The 16,850-nt window shown below is 63.3% G+C and carries 16 protein-coding genes; 12 read left to right on the top strand and 4 right to left on the bottom strand.

Features of this window, described 5'->3' with window-relative positions; genetic code table 11:
* The first annotated feature begins 467 nt into the window (after positions 1–467).
* Entirely contained in the window at positions 468–1,499 is a 1,032-nt protein-coding gene (locus tag E1956_RS38780) for a DNA-binding protein (protein WP_134758621.1), read from the top strand.
* A gap of 178 nt (positions 1,500–1,677) precedes the next feature.
* Positions 1,678–2,367, top strand: a complete 690-nt coding sequence (locus tag E1956_RS38775) for a pyridoxamine 5'-phosphate oxidase family protein (RefSeq protein WP_134758620.1) — start codon at positions 1,678–1,680, stop codon at positions 2,365–2,367.
* 433 nt (positions 2,368–2,800) lie between these two features.
* Here the strand turns inward: E1956_RS38775 and E1956_RS38770 are convergent, their stop codons facing one another.
* Positions 2,801–3,286 (bottom strand): winged helix DNA-binding protein, encoded by a 486-nt coding sequence (locus E1956_RS38770; protein ID WP_134758619.1) that lies wholly within the window; start codon positions 3,284–3,286, stop codon positions 2,801–2,803.
* 171 nt (positions 3,287–3,457) lie between these two features.
* Between E1956_RS38770 and E1956_RS38765 the strand changes: the two genes are divergently transcribed.
* From E1956_RS38765 to bfr, 4 genes are all read left to right on the top strand, one after another.
* The gene (locus E1956_RS38765; RefSeq protein WP_134758618.1) at positions 3,458–4,573 is read left to right on the top strand and encodes an LLM class flavin-dependent oxidoreductase; all 1,116 of its coding nucleotides are present in this window, start codon (positions 3,458–3,460) and stop codon (positions 4,571–4,573) included.
* A gap of 4 nt (positions 4,574–4,577) precedes the next feature.
* Positions 4,578–5,099, top strand: a complete 522-nt coding sequence (locus E1956_RS38760) for a flavin reductase family protein (RefSeq protein WP_167760262.1) — start codon at positions 4,578–4,580, stop codon at positions 5,097–5,099.
* 97 nt (positions 5,100–5,196) lie between these two features.
* Positions 5,197–6,312 (top strand): porin, encoded by a 1,116-nt coding sequence (locus E1956_RS38755; protein WP_167760261.1) that lies wholly within the window; start codon positions 5,197–5,199, stop codon positions 6,310–6,312.
* Between the two features lie 194 nt (positions 6,313–6,506).
* Positions 6,507–6,983 (top strand): bacterioferritin, encoded by a 477-nt coding sequence (bfr, locus tag E1956_RS38750; RefSeq protein WP_134758616.1) that lies wholly within the window; start codon positions 6,507–6,509, stop codon positions 6,981–6,983.
* 57 nt (positions 6,984–7,040) lie between these two features.
* Here the strand turns inward: bfr and E1956_RS38745 are convergent, their stop codons facing one another.
* Positions 7,041–9,293, bottom strand: a complete 2,253-nt coding sequence (locus E1956_RS38745; RefSeq protein ID WP_134758615.1) for a TonB-dependent siderophore receptor — start codon at positions 9,291–9,293, stop codon at positions 7,041–7,043.
* A 217-nt stretch (positions 9,294–9,510) separates the two neighbouring features.
* Between E1956_RS38745 and E1956_RS38740 the strand changes: the two genes are divergently transcribed.
* The 6 genes from E1956_RS38740 (at position 9,511) to E1956_RS38715 (ending at position 14,593) form a co-directional block, all read left to right on the top strand.
* The gene (locus tag E1956_RS38740; RefSeq protein ID WP_134758614.1) at positions 9,511–9,873 is read left to right on the top strand and encodes a hypothetical protein; all 363 of its coding nucleotides are present in this window, start codon (positions 9,511–9,513) and stop codon (positions 9,871–9,873) included.
* Positions 9,854–10,675, top strand: coding sequence for an AraC family transcriptional regulator (locus E1956_RS38735; RefSeq protein WP_134758613.1), 822 nt, complete (start codon positions 9,854–9,856; stop codon positions 10,673–10,675). The genes E1956_RS38740 and E1956_RS38735 overlap by 20 nt, the downstream gene beginning before the upstream one ends.
* 134 nt (positions 10,676–10,809) lie before the next feature.
* Complete coding sequence (locus E1956_RS38730) at positions 10,810–12,099, top strand: NAD(P)/FAD-dependent oxidoreductase (RefSeq protein WP_134758612.1); 1,290 nt, start codon at positions 10,810–10,812, stop codon at positions 12,097–12,099.
* Between the two features lie 14 nt (positions 12,100–12,113).
* Entirely contained in the window at positions 12,114–12,671 is a 558-nt protein-coding gene (locus E1956_RS38725) for a helix-turn-helix domain-containing protein (RefSeq protein ID WP_028217479.1), read from the top strand.
* Positions 12,672–12,793: 122 nt separating this feature from the next.
* Entirely contained in the window at positions 12,794–14,140 is a 1,347-nt protein-coding gene (locus tag E1956_RS38720; RefSeq protein ID WP_134758611.1) for a glutamine synthetase family protein, read from the top strand.
* A 174-nt stretch (positions 14,141–14,314) separates the two neighbouring features.
* Complete coding sequence (locus E1956_RS38715) at positions 14,315–14,593, top strand: HU family DNA-binding protein (RefSeq protein ID WP_028217477.1); 279 nt, start codon at positions 14,315–14,317, stop codon at positions 14,591–14,593.
* Positions 14,594–14,930: 337 nt separating this feature from the next.
* Here the strand turns inward: E1956_RS38715 and E1956_RS38710 are convergent, their stop codons facing one another.
* Both E1956_RS38710 and E1956_RS38705 read right to left on the bottom strand, forming a co-directional pair.
* Complete coding sequence (locus E1956_RS38710) at positions 14,931–16,451, bottom strand: sensor domain-containing diguanylate cyclase (protein WP_418789363.1); 1,521 nt, start codon at positions 16,449–16,451, stop codon at positions 14,931–14,933.
* Between the two features lie 59 nt (positions 16,452–16,510).
* Positions 16,511–16,816 (bottom strand): NIPSNAP family protein, encoded by a 306-nt coding sequence (locus E1956_RS38705; protein WP_133196637.1) that lies wholly within the window; start codon positions 16,814–16,816, stop codon positions 16,511–16,513.
* Positions 16,817–16,850: the final 34 nt, after the last annotated feature.

Here is a 16,850-nt window from a genome sequence, read left to right as displayed (position 1 = left end):
ACAGGACAGGCCCAATGCACAGAACACATGCATGCTTAGCTGGACTGAGCGGTTTCCAGTCCTGCGAATTCGACCGGCATGGCGTTTCATGACGGTGCCTCCAGTTGTATGTAGGGACATCATTGTTGCGCGGATCAGAATGGCAGATTGGGGAATCGAAATTATTAGATTTTTGCAAGATCCTCGCGATTCTTGACCTTCTGCGTGCCCCTAGAGGCGCTCTAGTTGACGCTCGCCTGAAATCGGGCTACCGACCCCGTATTCTTTCAGTTCCCCACGGCCTGCACTGGGCGCCCAGCGCGCTGCGGAGGGGGAGTTGGCTGCTCTGGCGGCCGCCTTCGCGATGGATCACCGGTTGTATTTTGATTTGACATTATAAAAGTAATGTCAAAATTGTATCTTTATTTGGTAGAAATTGTACGTTTTACGTTGTATTATTAATTAACCAGATCCCGCCCTCTCACGCCATGTCCGACGTCCCTCTCGACGAAATCCGTCTCACCGCCGAAATCGAGCGGCTGAAGAGCGAATTCCCCAAGACCCGAGAGCTTTACCGGGAAGTGTGCGCACTGCTGTTCTTCCGCTTCGGCGTTACGCCCACGGCCAATCGGCTCTATCAGCTCGTGCACCGGGGCAGCATGGGCACGCCCACGGCGGTGCTCTCCGAATTCTGGGCGGATCTACGGGAGAAAAGCCGCGTACGCATCGAGCACGCCGACTTGCCGGAAGAGTTGCAGGGCGCGGCGGGTGAACTCGTGGCCGCGCTCTGGAAACGCGCTACGGCTGCGGCGCAGGCTTCGCTCGAGGCGTTGCGCGTCGAGGTCGAGCAGGCGCGCCAGGATGCCGGGGCGTCCATAGCCGCCATGCAGGGCGATCTCGCGCGCACGGAGACAGCACTGGAACAGCGCACCACCGCATTGCTCGCGGCGCAGGTGCGTATTCATGAACTGGAACAGGCGCAGGCGGCCGCGGCTGCTACGCGCGGCGCGCTGGAAAGCGAGGTTGAGCGGCTGCAGCAGGATGGGCGCGAGCGAGACAGCGCGCTCGCGCAGGCACGCGCCGACTTTTCCGCCGAGCTCGACAAGCTCCGCGCCGGAACGGAGCTCGCGGAAACTCGCTTGCAGGCTGCGGAAAAGCGCGCGCTGCTGGAAATCGAGCGCGAGCGCACGAGCAATGCACGCCTGCAGCGCGATCTGGAGGCGGCCTCCAAACGCGCCGCGCGGGCTGAAGAGAGTGCGCGGGCCGAGATTCAATCGCTGCAGGGCCAGCTTGGCGATCTGCGACATCAAGCGGGCTTGCAGGAAGGGCGTCTGGAGACGCTGCGCGTGGCGCATGCAGCGCAGGCGCAGGAGCTCGACGCGCTGCGCAAGCAGGCGGCCGCGGACGGCGATGCCGGCGGTGCGGCGCCGCTTCGGCGTGTGCATCGGCGCACGGGTCGCTCTGCCGATATCCCGGCAAAGCCGCTGCGCCCCGCGCGCAAGACCGCTACGAGAAAGTGAGTCTGGCGGCACGTACCCGGTGAGCACCGTGGGGCACGCGACCTTTGCGAGTCTAGACTAGCGGCTATGCACGGTTGGCGCCGTGGCTCCAGATGAATGCGCCGTGCTGGGTCTACCCATGGAGCCACCGCTTCGCTAACGTAATCGGCATCCCTACCCAATCGAGGAGATGTCGAGGATGTCCGAAACCGATACCGTTTCCGCCAAAGGCCAGGCTCCGTCGTCGCGCACGCGTGTGCGACGCATCGCCGAGCGCGCCCATTACGAGCGCGATACGCTGTACGCGATTCTCGACGCGGCCTACGTGTGCCATGTCGCGTTCGCCGACGAGCACGGTGTCCATTGCATTCCCACGGCGTGCTGGCGCGAGGGCGATCATCTGTACATCCATGGCTCCAACGGTAGCCGCATGCTGAAGCTCGCGGCCGAGGGCGCACAGGTCTGCGTGACGATCATGCACCTCGACGGGCTTGTGCTCGCGCGCTCCGCGTTCCATCACTCGATGAACTACCGTTCCGCGATGATCTATGGCGCGTTTGAAGTAGTCGGTGCCGATGGCAAGGCCGCGGCGCTCGACGCTTTTCTCAATCACGTCGCGCCAGGCCGCGCGCACGAAGTGCGTGCCGGCAACCGCAACGAGTTGGCCGCGACGACGGTGCTGCGGCTGCCGCTCGACGAAGCGGCAGCAAAGATCCGCACCGGCGGTCCCAAAGACGATGAGGAGGATCTCGACCGCCCCGTCTGGGCGGGCGTGCTGCCGCTGGCGCTCCAGCCGCTCGCGCCTGAGCCGGACGGCGCCCAGCCGGAAGACGCCGTACCCGACTATGTGACGGTGTGGAGCCGCCGCGCCGGGAGTGCGGGCCGTTAGAGAGCCGTCGAACCCGGGCGACCTTCCCCGCGGTGGCGGCAAATGCCCATGGCACCAGACCTGGGCGCCGCCGGCTGCTTACCCGGAGTGCCATGCACGGCGCGAAGCCGTCGTTTCCAGCGCTGTTCTTCCTCCGTCCGCCGAGGCGCGCACCATTGGCGCGCCTCGCTTCTATTCTGAACCCCTTGAACTGCAAGATCCGAAACGGGTTACGTGCGGCGAGCGCGCGGGCTGGTGAGCAATCGCGCGCTGGTTGATGCACAAAAGTGCAGTGGGAAGGCCGGTGTTTTCCCTGAGATGAAATGAGTTGCAGCCAAAAAATGGCTGCACTACGATTCGATCAAATAGAAATTCAATGTGAATTTCTATTTGAAGTGGCTTGGCGGCTGGAGGGTGCAGTGCGCTTCATGCTCCTGGCGACGGTGCCGCACCATCAGCGTCGCCGATGGAAGGTGGCGACTTCACGGGTGGCAGATTCGTACACGCGCTCCATCTGCTCGAGGCAGGCGGTGGCCTGCGCGGCGGCGGACTGGATGCCAGCGGTCGCCTCGGCCATCTTGAGGAGCACCGTTTCGCGCAGCCGTGCGTATTCCTCGCACACGCTCGCGCCTTCCGCGGTGGTCGTGTAGTACACGCCGGCGCGCGCCGTTCCGGATTTGCCGACGAGCCCGGCCTTGATCAGCTTGCGTAGTTCGTACTGCATATTAGCGACGTCCTGCCGGTTGGTCATATGCAGCAGATCGCGAATGGTCTTCGGCCGTTCGTGCATGTGGATGACGTGCACCAGCGCGTTCTCCTGGCCGCTGAGTGTGGTGCCGGTCACGGCGGCCATGCACTCGGACTGCCAGCGCGAGAACGACTGGTTCAAACGCATGACGGCATATTCGAGGTCGGTGATCTCGACGCCGAAGTCGTCCATCGCAAGGTGCCAGCGATGTTCGGCTGTAGCGGTCTTTTTCGTGGTTCTGCGTGAAGGTTCGGTCATTGCGGAATCGCGCGGTTGCGGCCCATGCCGTCGACTGGGTTGGGAGAGCAGGGCTGCCGCGAGGCAGCCCGTCATGGAAACAAATTTTACTGCGCCAGGACTGACATGAGACGAATTCTGAACACGAAGGACTTCATTCTGGGGACGTTTGCGACGAACTGCTCGGGCGGGATGTCGGTGACGAAGATCGGCGAGCGCTGGGACAATTCGTGGGAGAACAACGAAAAGCTCGCGCTCATGCTGGACGAGGCCGGGATTGACTTCATGCTGCCCATCGCGCGCTGGATCGGTTACGGCGGCGAGACGGACTTCCACGGCTCGGTGCTGGAGACCATGACGTGGGCCGCGGGCTTGCTCGCCCGGACGCGCCACCTCACCGTGTTCGCGACGGTCCATACGGCGGCCAACCATCCGGTCGTGGTCGCCAAGCAGATTGCGACGCTCGACCAGATCGGCGCCGGCCGCGCCGGGCTGAACATCGTCGCGGGCTGGAATCGCCCCGAGTACGAAGCGCTCGGGCTGCCGCTCGCGACCGGCCACGACAAGCGCTATGCGTACGCGCAGGAATGGTTCGACGTCGTGCAGAAGATCTGGACGCACGACGGCCCCTTCAACTGGGACGGCGAGAATTTCCACCTGAAGAACGTCTATGGCTTGCCGCGTCCATGGAACGGCGAGCGTCCGCCGATTCTGAACGCGGCGGGATCGGGCGAAGGGCGCGAATTCGCGATCGGCAATGCCAACTTCCTCTTTACGCCTGCGATCGATCTAGAACGCTCGCGCACGGAAGTCGCCGAGCTCAAGCAGAAGGCCGCCGCGGCCGGAAAGAACGTGAACGTGCTGACGTTCGCGCATGTCGTCTGTCGCCCGACCGAGGAAGAGGCGCGCCAGTATCTGCACTATTTTGCACAGGACAACGCGGACTGGGGCGCGGTCGACAACCTGGTCGCACTGCAGTTCGCGAATGCACAATCGTTCCCGCACGATCTGCTCGCGCTGATCCGCGACCGGATGGCCGCGGGCCACGGCGGCTTCCCGCTCGTGGGGACCCCTCAGCAGGTGGCGGCGGGGCTGATTTCGCTTGCCGAAGCCGGCTTCAAGGGCACGACCTTGTCGTTCGTGGACTATGTGAAGGAATTCCCATACTTCCGCGACACGGTGCTGCCGATCCTCGAAGCACACGGGCTGCGTCGCCCACGCGAGAGCCGCCATGCAGCCTGAAGTCATGGATGACACCGCTGCGCTGAGCAGCCGTTTCGTGCAGGCGATGCGTGGGTTCGCGGGTGCGGTATGCGTCGTGACCGTCGCGGAGGGCGCGTTACGCAGCGGTTTCACCGCCACCTCGGTATCGTCGTTTTCGGCGCAGCCGCCCATGGTGGTGGCTTCGCTGAAGGCGTCCAGTTCGTCTGCCGGGCTGCTCGAACGCACGCGGCGCTTTGGCGTGAATCTGCTGCGCGCCGAGCAACGCGCGATCGCCGAGCGCTTCACGGGCTTTCGCGGCGAGCAGGGCGAGGCGCGCTATGGCGACGACGAATGGGTGTACGCGATTCCGGGCGGCGCGCCGCTGCTGGCGGACAGTGTCGTTGCCATGGACTGCGAGGTGGAAGAGCTGATCGTGCGCCACGGGCACTTGCTCGTCATTGGGCGCGTGCGCGCGGTCAATCGCGACGATTCCGCACCGCGTCCGCTTGTCTACTGGCAGGGTCAATATACGGTTCCCGCCGGCCCGATTGTGCCAGGACGCTGATTCCGGGCGTCCAGGTGAGTCCAGTCGCGCGATCTGGTGAAAATTTCAAGCCAAATAATAAGCATACCAAAATATATGCAAGAACTGGAGAGTGTCAATGAGAAGGCAATGCAGGAAATGCGCGCTTGCGGGAATGATTGGCCTTGCGGCACCGATTGCTCACGCGCAGAGCAGCGTCACGATTTTCGGCCTGCTAGACGCTGGGGTGTCGTACATCAGCAATCAGGGTGGCAAATCGAACTGGCAGATGGCGGACGGCATCGCCGTGCCGAACATTTTCGGCATGGAGGGGGCAGAGGACCTGGGCGGCGGTCTCAAAGCGAAGTTTCGCCTCGTCAATCAGTTCTCGCTCGGCAACGGCTCGATCATCGCCTCGCCCAGCAATAGTTCGATGACAAGTGGCGGCCTGTTCGCCCGCGAAGCCTGGGTGGGCCTCGCGAGCGATCGCTATGGCAGTTTGACCATGGGACGCCAGCAGGACTTCATGGTCGATACCTTGCTCGCGGACGTCGGCGCGGATTCCGCGCTGTACGTGGGCGGCCTTTACAACTTTCGTGACGGTCCGTTTGCCGGGCTCAATTTGCCGGATTCGCCACCCGGCGACGCCTACGACTTCGACCACATGGACGGCGCCGAGGCGTTGTCGAATTCGGTGAAGTACACCTCGGCAGACTTCAGCGGACTCAAGTTCGGCGGCATGTATGCGTTCGGCGGAACCGCCGGCAACTTCAGCCAGAACAGCGCATCGAGCTACGGTCTGAGCTACGCAAGGGGGCCGCTCGCGGTGGGCGCCGCCTACACGAACGTCAAGTACGCGGTGCTCGAAGGCGAGAGCATCCGGAACTGGGGTGCCGGCGCGCGCTACACGATCGGCAGTGCACTGCTGACCCTGCTCTACACCAATACGCGCAACACGCAAAATGGTGCCGCCGTGAACATGGTCGAAGCGGGCGGCACGTATCGCGTAACGCCCGCATTCGGACTGGGGGCGAACTATATGTACATGTGGGGCAACGCGGGCGTCGATAACAACCACGCTCACCAGATTGACGCCGTAGCTCAGTACAGCCTGTCGAAGCGCACCACGGTCTATGCCGAAACGGCGTTCCAGATTGCCAACTCCGGCGCGACGGCGGCCATCGATGGCACGTTCGGCCCTTCCAGCAGCAATCATCAATTTGTTGGGCGGGTCGGTATTCAGACGAGGTTCTGACGCAATCGGACACGGGGAGCACGCCAATCCCACGGTTTCAGGCAAGTCGGCGCGCCCCCTGTCCAGGCGTATGAGCGCGAGAGAATGAAAACTCTTCTCGTTGCCGTTCTCGTTTGTGCGCCGTCGGCGTCCAGGGTCTATGCTGTTTTGAACCGTTTCCTCGCCTTAACGCGCCGACGCCAGGAGGAAGAGCCATGCAAGCCGATCCGAAAGTTATCGAATATCTGAACGCCGAACTCAAGAACGAACTGACGGCCATCAATCAGTATTTCCTGCACGCGCGGCTCTACAAGCACTGGGGTCTCGAAGCACTCGGCAAGCATGAATACGACGAGTCGATTGAGGAAATGAAGCATGCCGACAAATTGATCGAGCGGATTTTCATGCTCGACGGACTGCCCAATCTGCAGGACCTGGGCAAGCTCCTGATCGGCGAGAACACGCGCGAGATCCTCGAGTGCGATCTCAAGCTCGAACAGACCGCACAGGCGCAATGCAAGGAAGCCATCGCCTACTGCGAATCCGTTCGGGACTTCGTGTCGAGAGAAATTTTCGTCGAGATTCTCGACGCTACGGAGGATCACGTCGACTGGCTGGAAACCCAGCTTGGCCTGATCGACAAGGTCGGTATCGAAAATTATCAACAATCGGGCATCGGCTCGTTAGCGTGAAGCAGGGCGAATCCACAGACGTGAGCGCTGCGGACCGCCCGAGAGCCGCTTGCCCGCTTACCAGTTGTACCGCGCCGATGCAATAACCGTGCGCGGATTGCCGTAGATGCACACCGCGGACGACTGGCACCCTGCGACGTAACGCCGATCGAAGATGTTCGTCGCGTTGATCGCGAAGCGCCAGTCGCGCACGTCGTAGTGGATGGCCGCATCGTAGAGCGTATAGCTGGGCACCGAGATTGAGTTGTCCGCCGCGCCCGCAACCGAGCTTTGATAGCGCACGCCCGCGCCAAAGCCCAGCCCGGCGAGCGCGCCCACGTGCCAGGTCCAGTCGGCCCACAACGACGCCATTTGGCGCGGACGCGGGATATCGACTGGCCACTTGTTCAGCGAGTCGTCGTTCGCCTCGATGTTCTTCACGTCTTGATACGCATACGCCGCGATGATCGAGAGATTGTGCGTCAGCTTGCCGACTGCACTGAACTCGAATCCCCGGGAGCGCACTTCGCCGGTCTGCACGTAGGTGCTGAGCGTGGGATCCGCCGGGTTAGGCGTCGCCACATTGGTCTGATTGATCTGATAGAGCGCCGCGTTGAGCATCAGATTCTTGCCTGGCGGCTGCCAGCGTTTGCCCAGCTCGAGCTGGCGTCCGCGCGTGGGTTCGGCAATCGCGCCATTGGCCATGCTCACGCCGAGCAGCGGGTTGAACGACGTCGAGTAGCTGAGGTACGGCGACAAGCCATAGTCGCCGAGGAAGGTCAGGCCGGCGCGTCCGGTAAAGGCGTGATCGGCCTGGGTCTGCTGCGTGCCGCCCATCAGATCGTTCTGCGTGGTGATGGACCAGTCCTGGCGGCCGCCGAGCGTGAACACCCAGCGGCGCCACTTGATCTGATCCTGCAGGTACACGCCGAACTCGTCCATCGAACTCTTGACGTCGGTACGCGGATAGGCGCTGGGCGAAGAGAAGATGGCCGAGGTGACCGGCGTATAGACCGGGTTGAACAGGTTCAGGTCCGGGGCGAGCGCCAGTTGTTCGCTGTCGGTCGTCGTCTGGCGGTTGTACTCGAAACCGGTCAGCACGGTATGGTCCAGTTCACCCGTGCGCAATTTCGCCACGGCCTGATTGTCGACGTCGAAGCGGTTGTAGTTGAACTGAAAAATACCGGCGTAGCGCGTGAGCGACGCCATGGTCGGGTCGGCATCGTCCAGGCCGCCGCCGTACACCGACCAGTCGTTGGTCGAGAGGTGCATGAAGCGCGCGCTCTGCCGGACCGTCCATATGTCGTTGAACTGGTGCTCGAACTTGTAGCCGATCGACGCTTGCCGTTTGTCGTAGCGGTCGAAGTCCGGATCGCCAACATAGAGATCGTTCGAGATCACGCCATACGGATTGGGCAGCACGGTGCCGCTTGCCGGCAGGAAATTGCTGGCCGTGTCGGTCCAGTCCTGCAGATAGGTTGCATAGAGCGTGAACGACGTGGCGGCGCTCGGTTGCCATTTGACGGAAGGCGCGAGCGCCACGCGTTGATCGGCGTTCGGACCGAGCTGCGCATTGCCGTCGCGGGCGACACCGACCACGCGGTATGAGAGCGTGCCGTCCTTGTCGATCGTGTCGCCGATATCGAAGGCGATCTGCTTGCGCGCGAAGTTGCCGATCTGCAGTTCCATCTCGCGCGTGCGCTCGCCATTGGCGAGCTTGCTCTGCACATCGACGATGGCGCCCGGGTCCCCTTGCCCGTAGAGCACCGAGGTCGGGCCGCGCAGCACAGTGAGGCTGTCGATCATATAGGGGTCGACGCGCCAGCTGGCCAGATTGATCGTGTTGGGCACCGAAAGGCCATCGACGAACAGCGTCGGCGTAAAGCCGCGCAGCGCCGAGTACCAGTCCGAACGATTGTCCGTGCCGTAGCTGGAAAAGCCCGGCACGTAGCGCAGCGCCTGATTGATATCGGTTGCGCGCGTCATCTCGATCTGTTCGGCGGTGACGACGTTGATCGTCTGCGGGATCTCGTTGATGGGGGTGTCCGTCTTCGTGCCCGTCGTGCTGCGGCGAGCCACGAGTCCCACGGTTGCCGCATTGCCGGCATTCCCCGAGACGTGAATCGAGGGCAAGGTCGCGTCGGTTGCGCCGGGCTGATGCGTGCCGCTCGCGGGCGCGCTTTTCGGGCCACTGTCCGATGCGTGCGGTGATTCAGTCACGTTCTGCGGCGGCTGGGCCTGTGCCCAGGCGTGGCTTGCGGCCGCCGCGTAGAACGCCGTGCAGGCGGCGGCCGAAATCGCGCGCAAGCGCGTGCTGGTTGCCCATTCCATCGGTTTTTGCTCTCCAGTAGTGTGTGCGGCCCGCCCGCTGGGCAAGCCGTGGTCAAGGAGGACGGACCTCGACGGTCGCGGCCTCTGCGTGTTGTTGGGTGTGTTGCGCTGTCCGGGCGGCTTGGGTTTGCGATCCATCTGGCCGGTACGGACCGGCCAGTGCGCGGATACGCCTTTCAGAAGGCAAACAGCGGGCGCGCTGCGACAACGGGATGTCGTGCAACGGAAGGCGGTTAATCCTCTGTATTTAGCGTGTGGCGCTGTGTTGCTGTGCGGGTTGGCTCCCGGCTCTACCCGTCAGCTGTTGTTGCCTTGTCTTTTCTGCCTGCAACGCGCCAGCACACAAGCGAAGCTGGCCCCGGCGGCGAACAGAGGCGGCACTCGTCGTCTGACGGCCAGGGAGCAGGGCAGATTACGCATCGGACTGTGTAAGAATGAGAACTATTACGATTTAGAGACGGGTCTTGCACCCGGCAGGACAGTTGAAAGCTTACCTGCGACCGACACCCGACGTAATGACAACATCTATCGCAATCGTGCCATTTTGTTGCTGAATCTCGATGAAAACGGAAAAGTTTGAAATTCTGGAAGCCGCGTGGCGGCGCCGCTTCCTGCCGATCCGGACCGATACGCAGAACCCCGTCGTCGCGCGCATGTGGGACTTCGAAGATGGTTTTCGCGATGCGTGGCATGCCCATGAGGAGGCGCAACTCATCTATGTGACGCGTGGCGTGGCCCGTGCCGTCACGCCGCACGGCATCTGGACGCTCGCGCCATTCCAGGCGATCTGGATGCCGCCGGGCATGCTCCACGAGCTGCACGCGATCGGCGATGTCACCGCGCGTACCGCTTATGTCGATGCGGATGCGGCACCGCAGTTCAAGGCCTGGACGCAGTGCAGGGTCGTGCAGGTGGGGCAGTTGCTGGATGCACTGCTGGTTGCATTGGCGGTGGACACTGACAGCAGCGAGACGCAGCGCACCGAACTCGCGCTGCCGCTTTTCATGCACGAGTTAGCGCGCGCATTGCCGGCTTTGAGCGGAAGGCTCCCGCTTCCCGACGACCGGCGCTTGCGCGCGGTTTGCGAGCAATTGCTGCTATGCCCCGAGAACAACGACACGATCGACGTTTGGGGCGCGCGCGTGGGAGCGAGCACACGGACTTTGGCGCGACTCTTTCGCGATGAGACCGGCTTGAGCTTCGGCCAATGGCGGCAGCATCTGAGGCTGGTCGAGGCTGTCGCCCGGCTTGCGCAGGGGGCGCCTGTTGCGACGGTAGCCGCCGAACTCGGCTATCAGAGTCCGAGTGCTTTCACCTCGATGTTCAGGAAGACGCTAGGCGCCAGCCCACAACGGTACCTGAGGCAGCGCGATAGTTTGTGAGCGCGAGAACAACTCGAGTTCGTCAGACTGGGCAGCGCATCAGTGAAGGCTGGAGTAGAACGCAATTTGCATTCGTGAAATTGTTGTGATAATTTTTCATGAAATTTCGAAAACAAAATTTCACGGATGCCACCATGTTCGTCGAATCGACCCAGCACGTAGAGAGCTACTACGCCCGCACCTTGCCCGGCGAGGTGCCCGCGCGCCCGGCATTGGCGGGCGAGTGCGATGCCGATGTGCTGATCGTCGGGGCCGGTTTCAGCGGGCTGCATACGGCATTGCGCCTCGCACTCGCTGGCCGGCGCGTGGTTGTCGTGGAAGCAAGCCGGGTGGCGTGGGCCGCATCGGGGCGCAACGGCGGCCAGGCGCTGCTCGGCTGGTCGTGCGATATGCCTCCGATCGAGCAGTCGCTGGGCCGCGAAGGTGCGCGCGAGCTGTGGGAGAGCATGCGCTGGGCGGCGCGCGAGGTGCGCGAACTGCCCGGGCGGCACGGTTTCGACGCCGACTACCGGCCCGGCAGCCTGTGGACCGCGGTCAAGCGCAACCGCATCGCCCTGCTGGAGGAGGCGCGCGACGATGCCGCCCGCAAGTGGGGCTACGATGCGCTGCGCGTCATTCCCGAGCAGGAGATGCCCGAATGGGTGGGTAGCCGGCGCTATCTCGCGGCGCTCTACGACCCCGAGGCCGGCCATCTCAATCCGCTCAAGCTCGCGCTCGGCCTTGCCGCCGCCATCGAACGTGCGGGTGGGCGCATCTTCGAGCAGACCCGCGTGCAGCAATGGCGCGAAACGCAGACCGGATTCGTCGCGACTACGCCCGGTGGCCTGATTCGCGCGAATACGCTCGTGCTCGCGTGCAATGCGTATATCGACCGGCTCGACCGCGAGCTTGCGCGCCGCGTCTTGCCCGTTGGCACGTATCAGGTGGCGACCGTGCCGCTCGACCCGCAACTGGCGCGTTCGCTCCTGCCGCGCAACAGTTGCGTGATCGACAACCAGTTCGTGCCCGACTATTTCCGGCTGAGCCCCGACAACAGGCTGCTGTTCGGTGGTGCGTGCACCTATCTCGGCGGCATCCCCAAAGACATTCGCGCGGCGATCCGGCCGAGCCTCGAACGCGTCTACCCGCAACTGCGCGGCATCGAGCTCGAATACGCATGGGGCGGCCATATCGACATCAGCATCCGGCGCACGCCCGACGTGGGCCACGCGCGCGGGCGCTACTGGCTGCAGGGCTTCTCGGGGCATGGCGTGCTGCCGACGCTGGCCGCGGCGCGCGCGGTGTCCGATGCTATCCTCGGCGACACGCGCTTGCTCTCGCTCTACGAAGGCATCCATAATCCGCGTTTCCCGGGCGGCGACGCGCTGGCCGCGCCGCTCGAGGCGCTCGGCAAGCTGTGGTATCGCATGCGCGATGTAGTTTGACAGAGGTATCCGGCATGGACAGGGACGAAGAGATAGAAGGACTCGCGATCCTCATTCGCGATCTGCGCAAGCACAAGAAGGTAACGCTGGCCGAGCTTGCGCAACGGATCGGCCGATCGGTGGGCTTTCTCTCGCAGGTCGAGCGCGGCATGTCGCGGCCCACCGTCGCGGATCTCACCGCCATCGGCGAGGCGCTGCAAACGCCCACCACGTACTTCTACAGTGTGAGCAAGCCGCGCGCACTGCCGTGGGTCACGCGCCCCGGCGAGCGGCGCACGCTCTATTACGGCGGCGGCATTACCGACGTGCTGGTCTCGCCGAGCATGTCCTCGGGCTTCTCGATGCTGGAGAGTTTGCTGGAGCCGGGCGCCACGAGCGGCGAACGCCCCGTGGACGACAGCGACGAGCAGGGCGGTTTCGTGCTCGAAGGCGAGCTCACCATCTGGCTCGATGGCGAGGGCGAAGAGGTCACGCTCAAGGCTGGCGACAGCTTTCAGCTGCCGGCACGCTGCCGCTTCAGTTACGCGAATCGCTCTGACAAGGACGCACGCGTGCTGTGGGTGTTCACCTGACGCCTGGCTCGATGCCCGCCTGATTCAAGAGCGTGCGCGTTGCCGGAGCGCGCGCTTGCGTCATGATTTGGAGTCCATATTAAACAGCAGGTCCACCCTCTCTCGCTAACGAGGAACCCGAAGTGAGTGCCATCGCAACTGACCTCCTGAGCGAAGTACGCGCCTTTCGTGCGGCTCATCCCGACGTGCAATACGTCGACCTGATTTCCCTCGACATTCCCGGGCATTTCTACGGCAAGCGCTATCCCATCGCCATGCTAGAGAAAGTGGCGGCCGGCTCGCTGCTCAAGGTGCCGCAAAACTGCATCCTGCTCGGTGCGCAAGGCGGCGTGTATCCGATCGGGGAATATTGCTTCCACGACGGCGACCCCGATGTGGCGCGCCGCCTCGTTCCCGGCACGCTCAAGCCGGTGCGCTGGGAGCGGCAGCCGCTCGCGCAGATGCTGATGACCTCGGACGGCACCGCAACGCCCATCGCGTTCGAGCCGCGCCAGGTGCTCGCGCGCGTGCTCGATCGCTTTGCGCGGCGCGGTCTGAAGCCGGTAGTCGCGTTCGAGCTGGAGTTCTATCTGTTCGACGCGAAGCTGCGCGAAGGGCTACCGCAGCATGCACGCGATGCGCTATCCGACGACGAAGACGATCAGCCGAACATGCATATCGAGCGGCTTTCGCGTTTTTCGCCGGTGCTGCACGAGATGGTCGAGACCGCGCGCGAACAGGGCGTGGATGCGACGGTCATCACCGCCGAGCTCGGGCCAGGGCAGTTCGAAATCAACTTCGGCCATTGCGACGACGCGCTGCGCGCGGCGGACTGGTCCGCGCTCTTTTGCCGTAGCACGCGTGGCGTGGCGTTACGGCACGGCTATCGGGCGAGCTTCATGTCGAAGCCGCTGCTCGACGTGCCGGGCAGCGGCATGCACGTGCACGTGAGTCTCTACGACGAGGCGGGCCGCAACGTGCTGGCGGCGCGCGAGCGACGCGCGCTGCGTCATGCGGTAGCAGGCTGCCTCGCGTTGCTGCCACATTGCATGCCCATCTTCGCGCCCAATCACAATGCATTCCGGCGCTATGGCGCGATGGTCAACGCGGCGAGCCGCGCGAGCTGGGGTTTCGAGGACCGCGATGCCTGCATCCGCATTCCCGAGTCCGACGAAGCGAATCTGCGTATCGAGCACCGGCTCGCTGGCGCCGACGCCAACCCGTATCTCGTGCTCGCAGCTATCCTCGCCGGCATCGAGCACGGCCTGGAAGCGGGCCGCGAACCGATCGCGCCGCTCAACGAGGACCGCTCGAGCGGCATCGATTTTCCGGGCGACATGCTTTCGGCGGTGGCCGCCATGCGCGGGCATGCCGGGGTGCGCGAGGGACTCGGCGACGACTTCACCATGGTTTATTGCGAAAATAAACGGCAGGATCACCTCGATTTTATGAATGTGATCGGCGCGCGAGAATATCGCTGGTTTTTGTAAAATGACGCTAAATGGTCACAAAATCGGCGAGAAAATCGCTTGCACGAATCATTCCAGGGGCGCTGACGGGCTGTAAGCCCCGTGTGCTTTGCGTTTCCATATGCAACGCGATTTGCCTGTTTGGCTCGCGTGAGGTAGGGTATGCAGGTTTTCTCAACTCAATACAGGTAGCAGATGAACAAACAGGAACTCATTGACGCAGTCGCCGCAAGCACGGGCGAGACCAAGGCAGCCACCGGAGCCGCAATCGACGCGATCCTCGAAGTGGTCACCAAGGCGGTCACGTCGGGCGATTCCGTGCAGCTCGTCGGCTTCGGCTCGTTCTCGACCGGCCAGCGTGCTGCTCGTGTGGGCCGCAACCCGGCTACGGGCGCGGAAATCCAGATCGCTGCGGCGAAGACGGTGAAGTTCACGGCCGGCAAGGCTTTCAAGGACGCCGTCAACGCGGCGTGATGCAGGCCGCCGCTGCGTGCGCGCACGCGTGTGAGGCAAGATAGCGGGGGCGGCGCATGGCTGTCCTCGCTATCTTGTTGCTCGTGTGCGCGGCTGCACGGTTGATTGCCGTGCAGCCGCGGCGGCAGGGCACATCGTAAGCCGGGAGCAGGGCGTATGACGCCTCGCTCCCGGTGGTCTTTTTTGCGGCGCCGAATCGCTAAGGTGTCCGCGTGATTGTCGGTTTATTTCAATTCAATACAGCTTTTCAAGCAGCTACTACGCGTTCGCGTAATCGCATGTGCCGCTCGCGACCCTCGTGACGCTCGTGATTAAGGGCGACGCGCCCGAGTCGAATTCATGCGTCGTCTTTGGCTGCCGGGCTGTGCAGGCGCTCGCCGTCCACGCCAGGGCGATGCAGTTCGTTGCGGCGTCGCTTGGCCTCATACATGGCCGAGTCGGCGGCACGCAACATCGCCTCCACGCTTTCACCTTCCTCGCAACTCTCCCAGCCCAGCGAAAAGCTCAGGCGCGGTCCGCCGTAGAACTGGTTGTTCAATTCGACAAGTTTCGCGATGCTGTCCGCCACCAGTTCGGCGTCGCGCAGGTCGGCGCCAGGCATCAGCACCACGAATTCGTCGCCGCCGATGCGCGCCGCGTGGTAAGGCTTCTGAATGGCCTTTGCCAGCACCTCGCCTGCGCGGCGTAGCAGCGCGTCGCCGGCGGCATGGCCCAACTGGTCGTTCACGGCCTTCAGGTTGTCCATGTCCACTACGATCGCGCTCACCGGGAACGGCCCCTTGCGCTGCAGGCGGTTCATTTCGTCCACGTAGAACGAACGGTTCTTCAGCTTCGTGAGCACGTCGTGCTTGCCGAGGAATTCGAGGTAGGCTTCGGCCTTCTTGCGCGCCGTGATGTCGGTGAGCGCGAGCAGGACGAGGTCCCAGTCCTGTTCGTGGCCCGGAAACACCGAGAATTGCAGATGGACGTTGAGCTCGCAGCCATCAAGCGCGTAATTGACGACCTCGCGCTGCTGGAAGAGGCGGCCCTCCCACAGGTCGAGCAGCTGCTCGCGGAAGTGCGGGCGCATGTCGTCGCGGAACACCTCGGGCAGGCGCGAGAGCAGCATGGCCTTGTCGGGCGCGCGGTACATGCCGAGCGTGTAGTGATTGACGTCGATGACCTGAATTTCGCTCATGCAACGCTCGACGAAGTCGGGGTGCACATCCGTGAACGTCCTGAAATCGACGATGCCTTGCATGCGCACTTCGTCGAGCAACTGGCGGATGGCCCTGAAATTCTCGACCCACAGCGATACCGGCGCGTGCTCGAAGATGCCGTGCGCGTATTGCTCGCTCAGGTGGGCGCGATGGCGCGCCTCTTCGAGCGCGGACACGTCTTCGATCGAGACGAGCACCCGGCTCCAGTCGTTTTCGTGCCCGGGCAAGATGACGCCGCGCAGCAGGATGTCCATGCGCCGGCCGCCGAGCGTGTAGTTCACGCTCTTGCTCTGGAACGTCGTGCCGCCCGTCCACATTTGCTCGAGTTCTCCCACGTGCGCCTGAAACATGTCGTCGCGCAGCACGTCGGAAAGACGCGCGGTGAGTTCCTCATGGTTGCGCGCGCCATAGAGTGCGAGCGTCTGCTGGTTGACCTTCAGCACGCGGATGCACGCCGAGCACTCGGCCACACGGCGCGGGTCTCCTTCCAGCCACGCGCGCAGATTCGTGACGCCCGCTTCGCGCCAGCGTCCGAACAAGGCGCGCAACTGGCTATAGTCTTCGAGCCAGAGCGATGTGGGCGTGACGTCGAAGAAGTCGAGCAGGTCGACGCCCATTGTGGCAAAGCTGGCGGCGGTTGCTTGAGTGCCTTGTTGCATGTCGGGAGCAGTGAAGTGGGGTGGCCGCCGCGCGGATGGCGCGGTGCATAACCCGCATCCTACCCGAATACAGGACGCATGAAACTGCGTTCATAGCTGACTATGCAACGTGTATCGTTTGCGTACTGAAAGGCGGCCTGGCAGGCGGGATCGCTTTGGGATTGCGTGCGGTAGCTTTCGTATGCGGCGAGGCTCGGAAACGAGAACAGCGCGAGCGCGATGTTATTGGCGCCTTCGGAGGGCAGAAAATAGCCGTGATGCTGGCCGCCGAACTTCTCGACGAGCGGGATCCACATCTTTGCGTAGGCTTCGAATTCGGCCAGGCGGTAAGGGTCGATGACGTAGCGCAGGGTGCAGGTGATCATGGTTTGAGTGATGAGTCAAAGAGTGAATGGGGTG

It is taken from the genome of Paraburkholderia pallida, assembly GCF_004524855.1.
Taxonomy (GTDB): domain Bacteria; phylum Pseudomonadota; class Gammaproteobacteria; order Burkholderiales; family Burkholderiaceae; genus Paraburkholderia; species Paraburkholderia oxyphila.
Note: the sequence above shows the minus strand (reverse complement) of the source record. Positions and strands in the feature narration are given on the sequence as shown.

What these genes read in the sequence shown, in the direction of transcription:
- E1956_RS38780 (WP_134758621.1), top strand. Translation starts at nt 468, where the DNA reads ATGTCCGACGTCCCTCTCGACGAAATCCGTCTCACCGCCGAAATCGAG.
- E1956_RS38775 (WP_134758620.1), top strand. Translation starts at nt 1,678, where the DNA reads ATGTCCGAAACCGATACCGTTTCCGCCAAAGGCCAGGCTCCGTCGTCG.
- E1956_RS38770 (WP_134758619.1), bottom strand. Translation starts at nt 3,286, where the DNA reads ATGGACGACTTCGGCGTCGAGATCACCGACCTCGAATATGCCGTCATG.
- E1956_RS38765 (WP_134758618.1), top strand. Translation starts at nt 3,458, where the DNA reads ATGAGACGAATTCTGAACACGAAGGACTTCATTCTGGGGACGTTTGCG.
- E1956_RS38760 (WP_167760262.1), top strand. Translation starts at nt 4,578, where the DNA reads ATGGATGACACCGCTGCGCTGAGCAGCCGTTTCGTGCAGGCGATGCGT.
- E1956_RS38755 (WP_167760261.1), top strand. Translation starts at nt 5,197, where the DNA reads ATGAGAAGGCAATGCAGGAAATGCGCGCTTGCGGGAATGATTGGCCTT.
- bfr (WP_134758616.1), top strand. Translation starts at nt 6,507, where the DNA reads ATGCAAGCCGATCCGAAAGTTATCGAATATCTGAACGCCGAACTCAAG.
- E1956_RS38745 (WP_134758615.1), bottom strand. Translation starts at nt 9,293, where the DNA reads ATGGAATGGGCAACCAGCACGCGCTTGCGCGCGATTTCGGCCGCCGCC.
- E1956_RS38735 (WP_134758613.1), top strand. Translation starts at nt 9,854, where the DNA reads ATGAAAACGGAAAAGTTTGAAATTCTGGAAGCCGCGTGGCGGCGCCGC.
- E1956_RS38730 (WP_134758612.1), top strand. Translation starts at nt 10,810, where the DNA reads ATGTTCGTCGAATCGACCCAGCACGTAGAGAGCTACTACGCCCGCACC.
- E1956_RS38725 (WP_028217479.1), top strand. Translation starts at nt 12,114, where the DNA reads ATGGACAGGGACGAAGAGATAGAAGGACTCGCGATCCTCATTCGCGAT.
- E1956_RS38715 (WP_028217477.1), top strand. Translation starts at nt 14,315, where the DNA reads ATGAACAAACAGGAACTCATTGACGCAGTCGCCGCAAGCACGGGCGAG.
- E1956_RS38710 (WP_418789363.1), bottom strand. Translation starts at nt 16,451, where the DNA reads ATGCAACAAGGCACTCAAGCAACCGCCGCCAGCTTTGCCACAATGGGC.
- E1956_RS38705 (WP_133196637.1), bottom strand. Translation starts at nt 16,816, where the DNA reads ATGATCACCTGCACCCTGCGCTACGTCATCGACCCTTACCGCCTGGCC.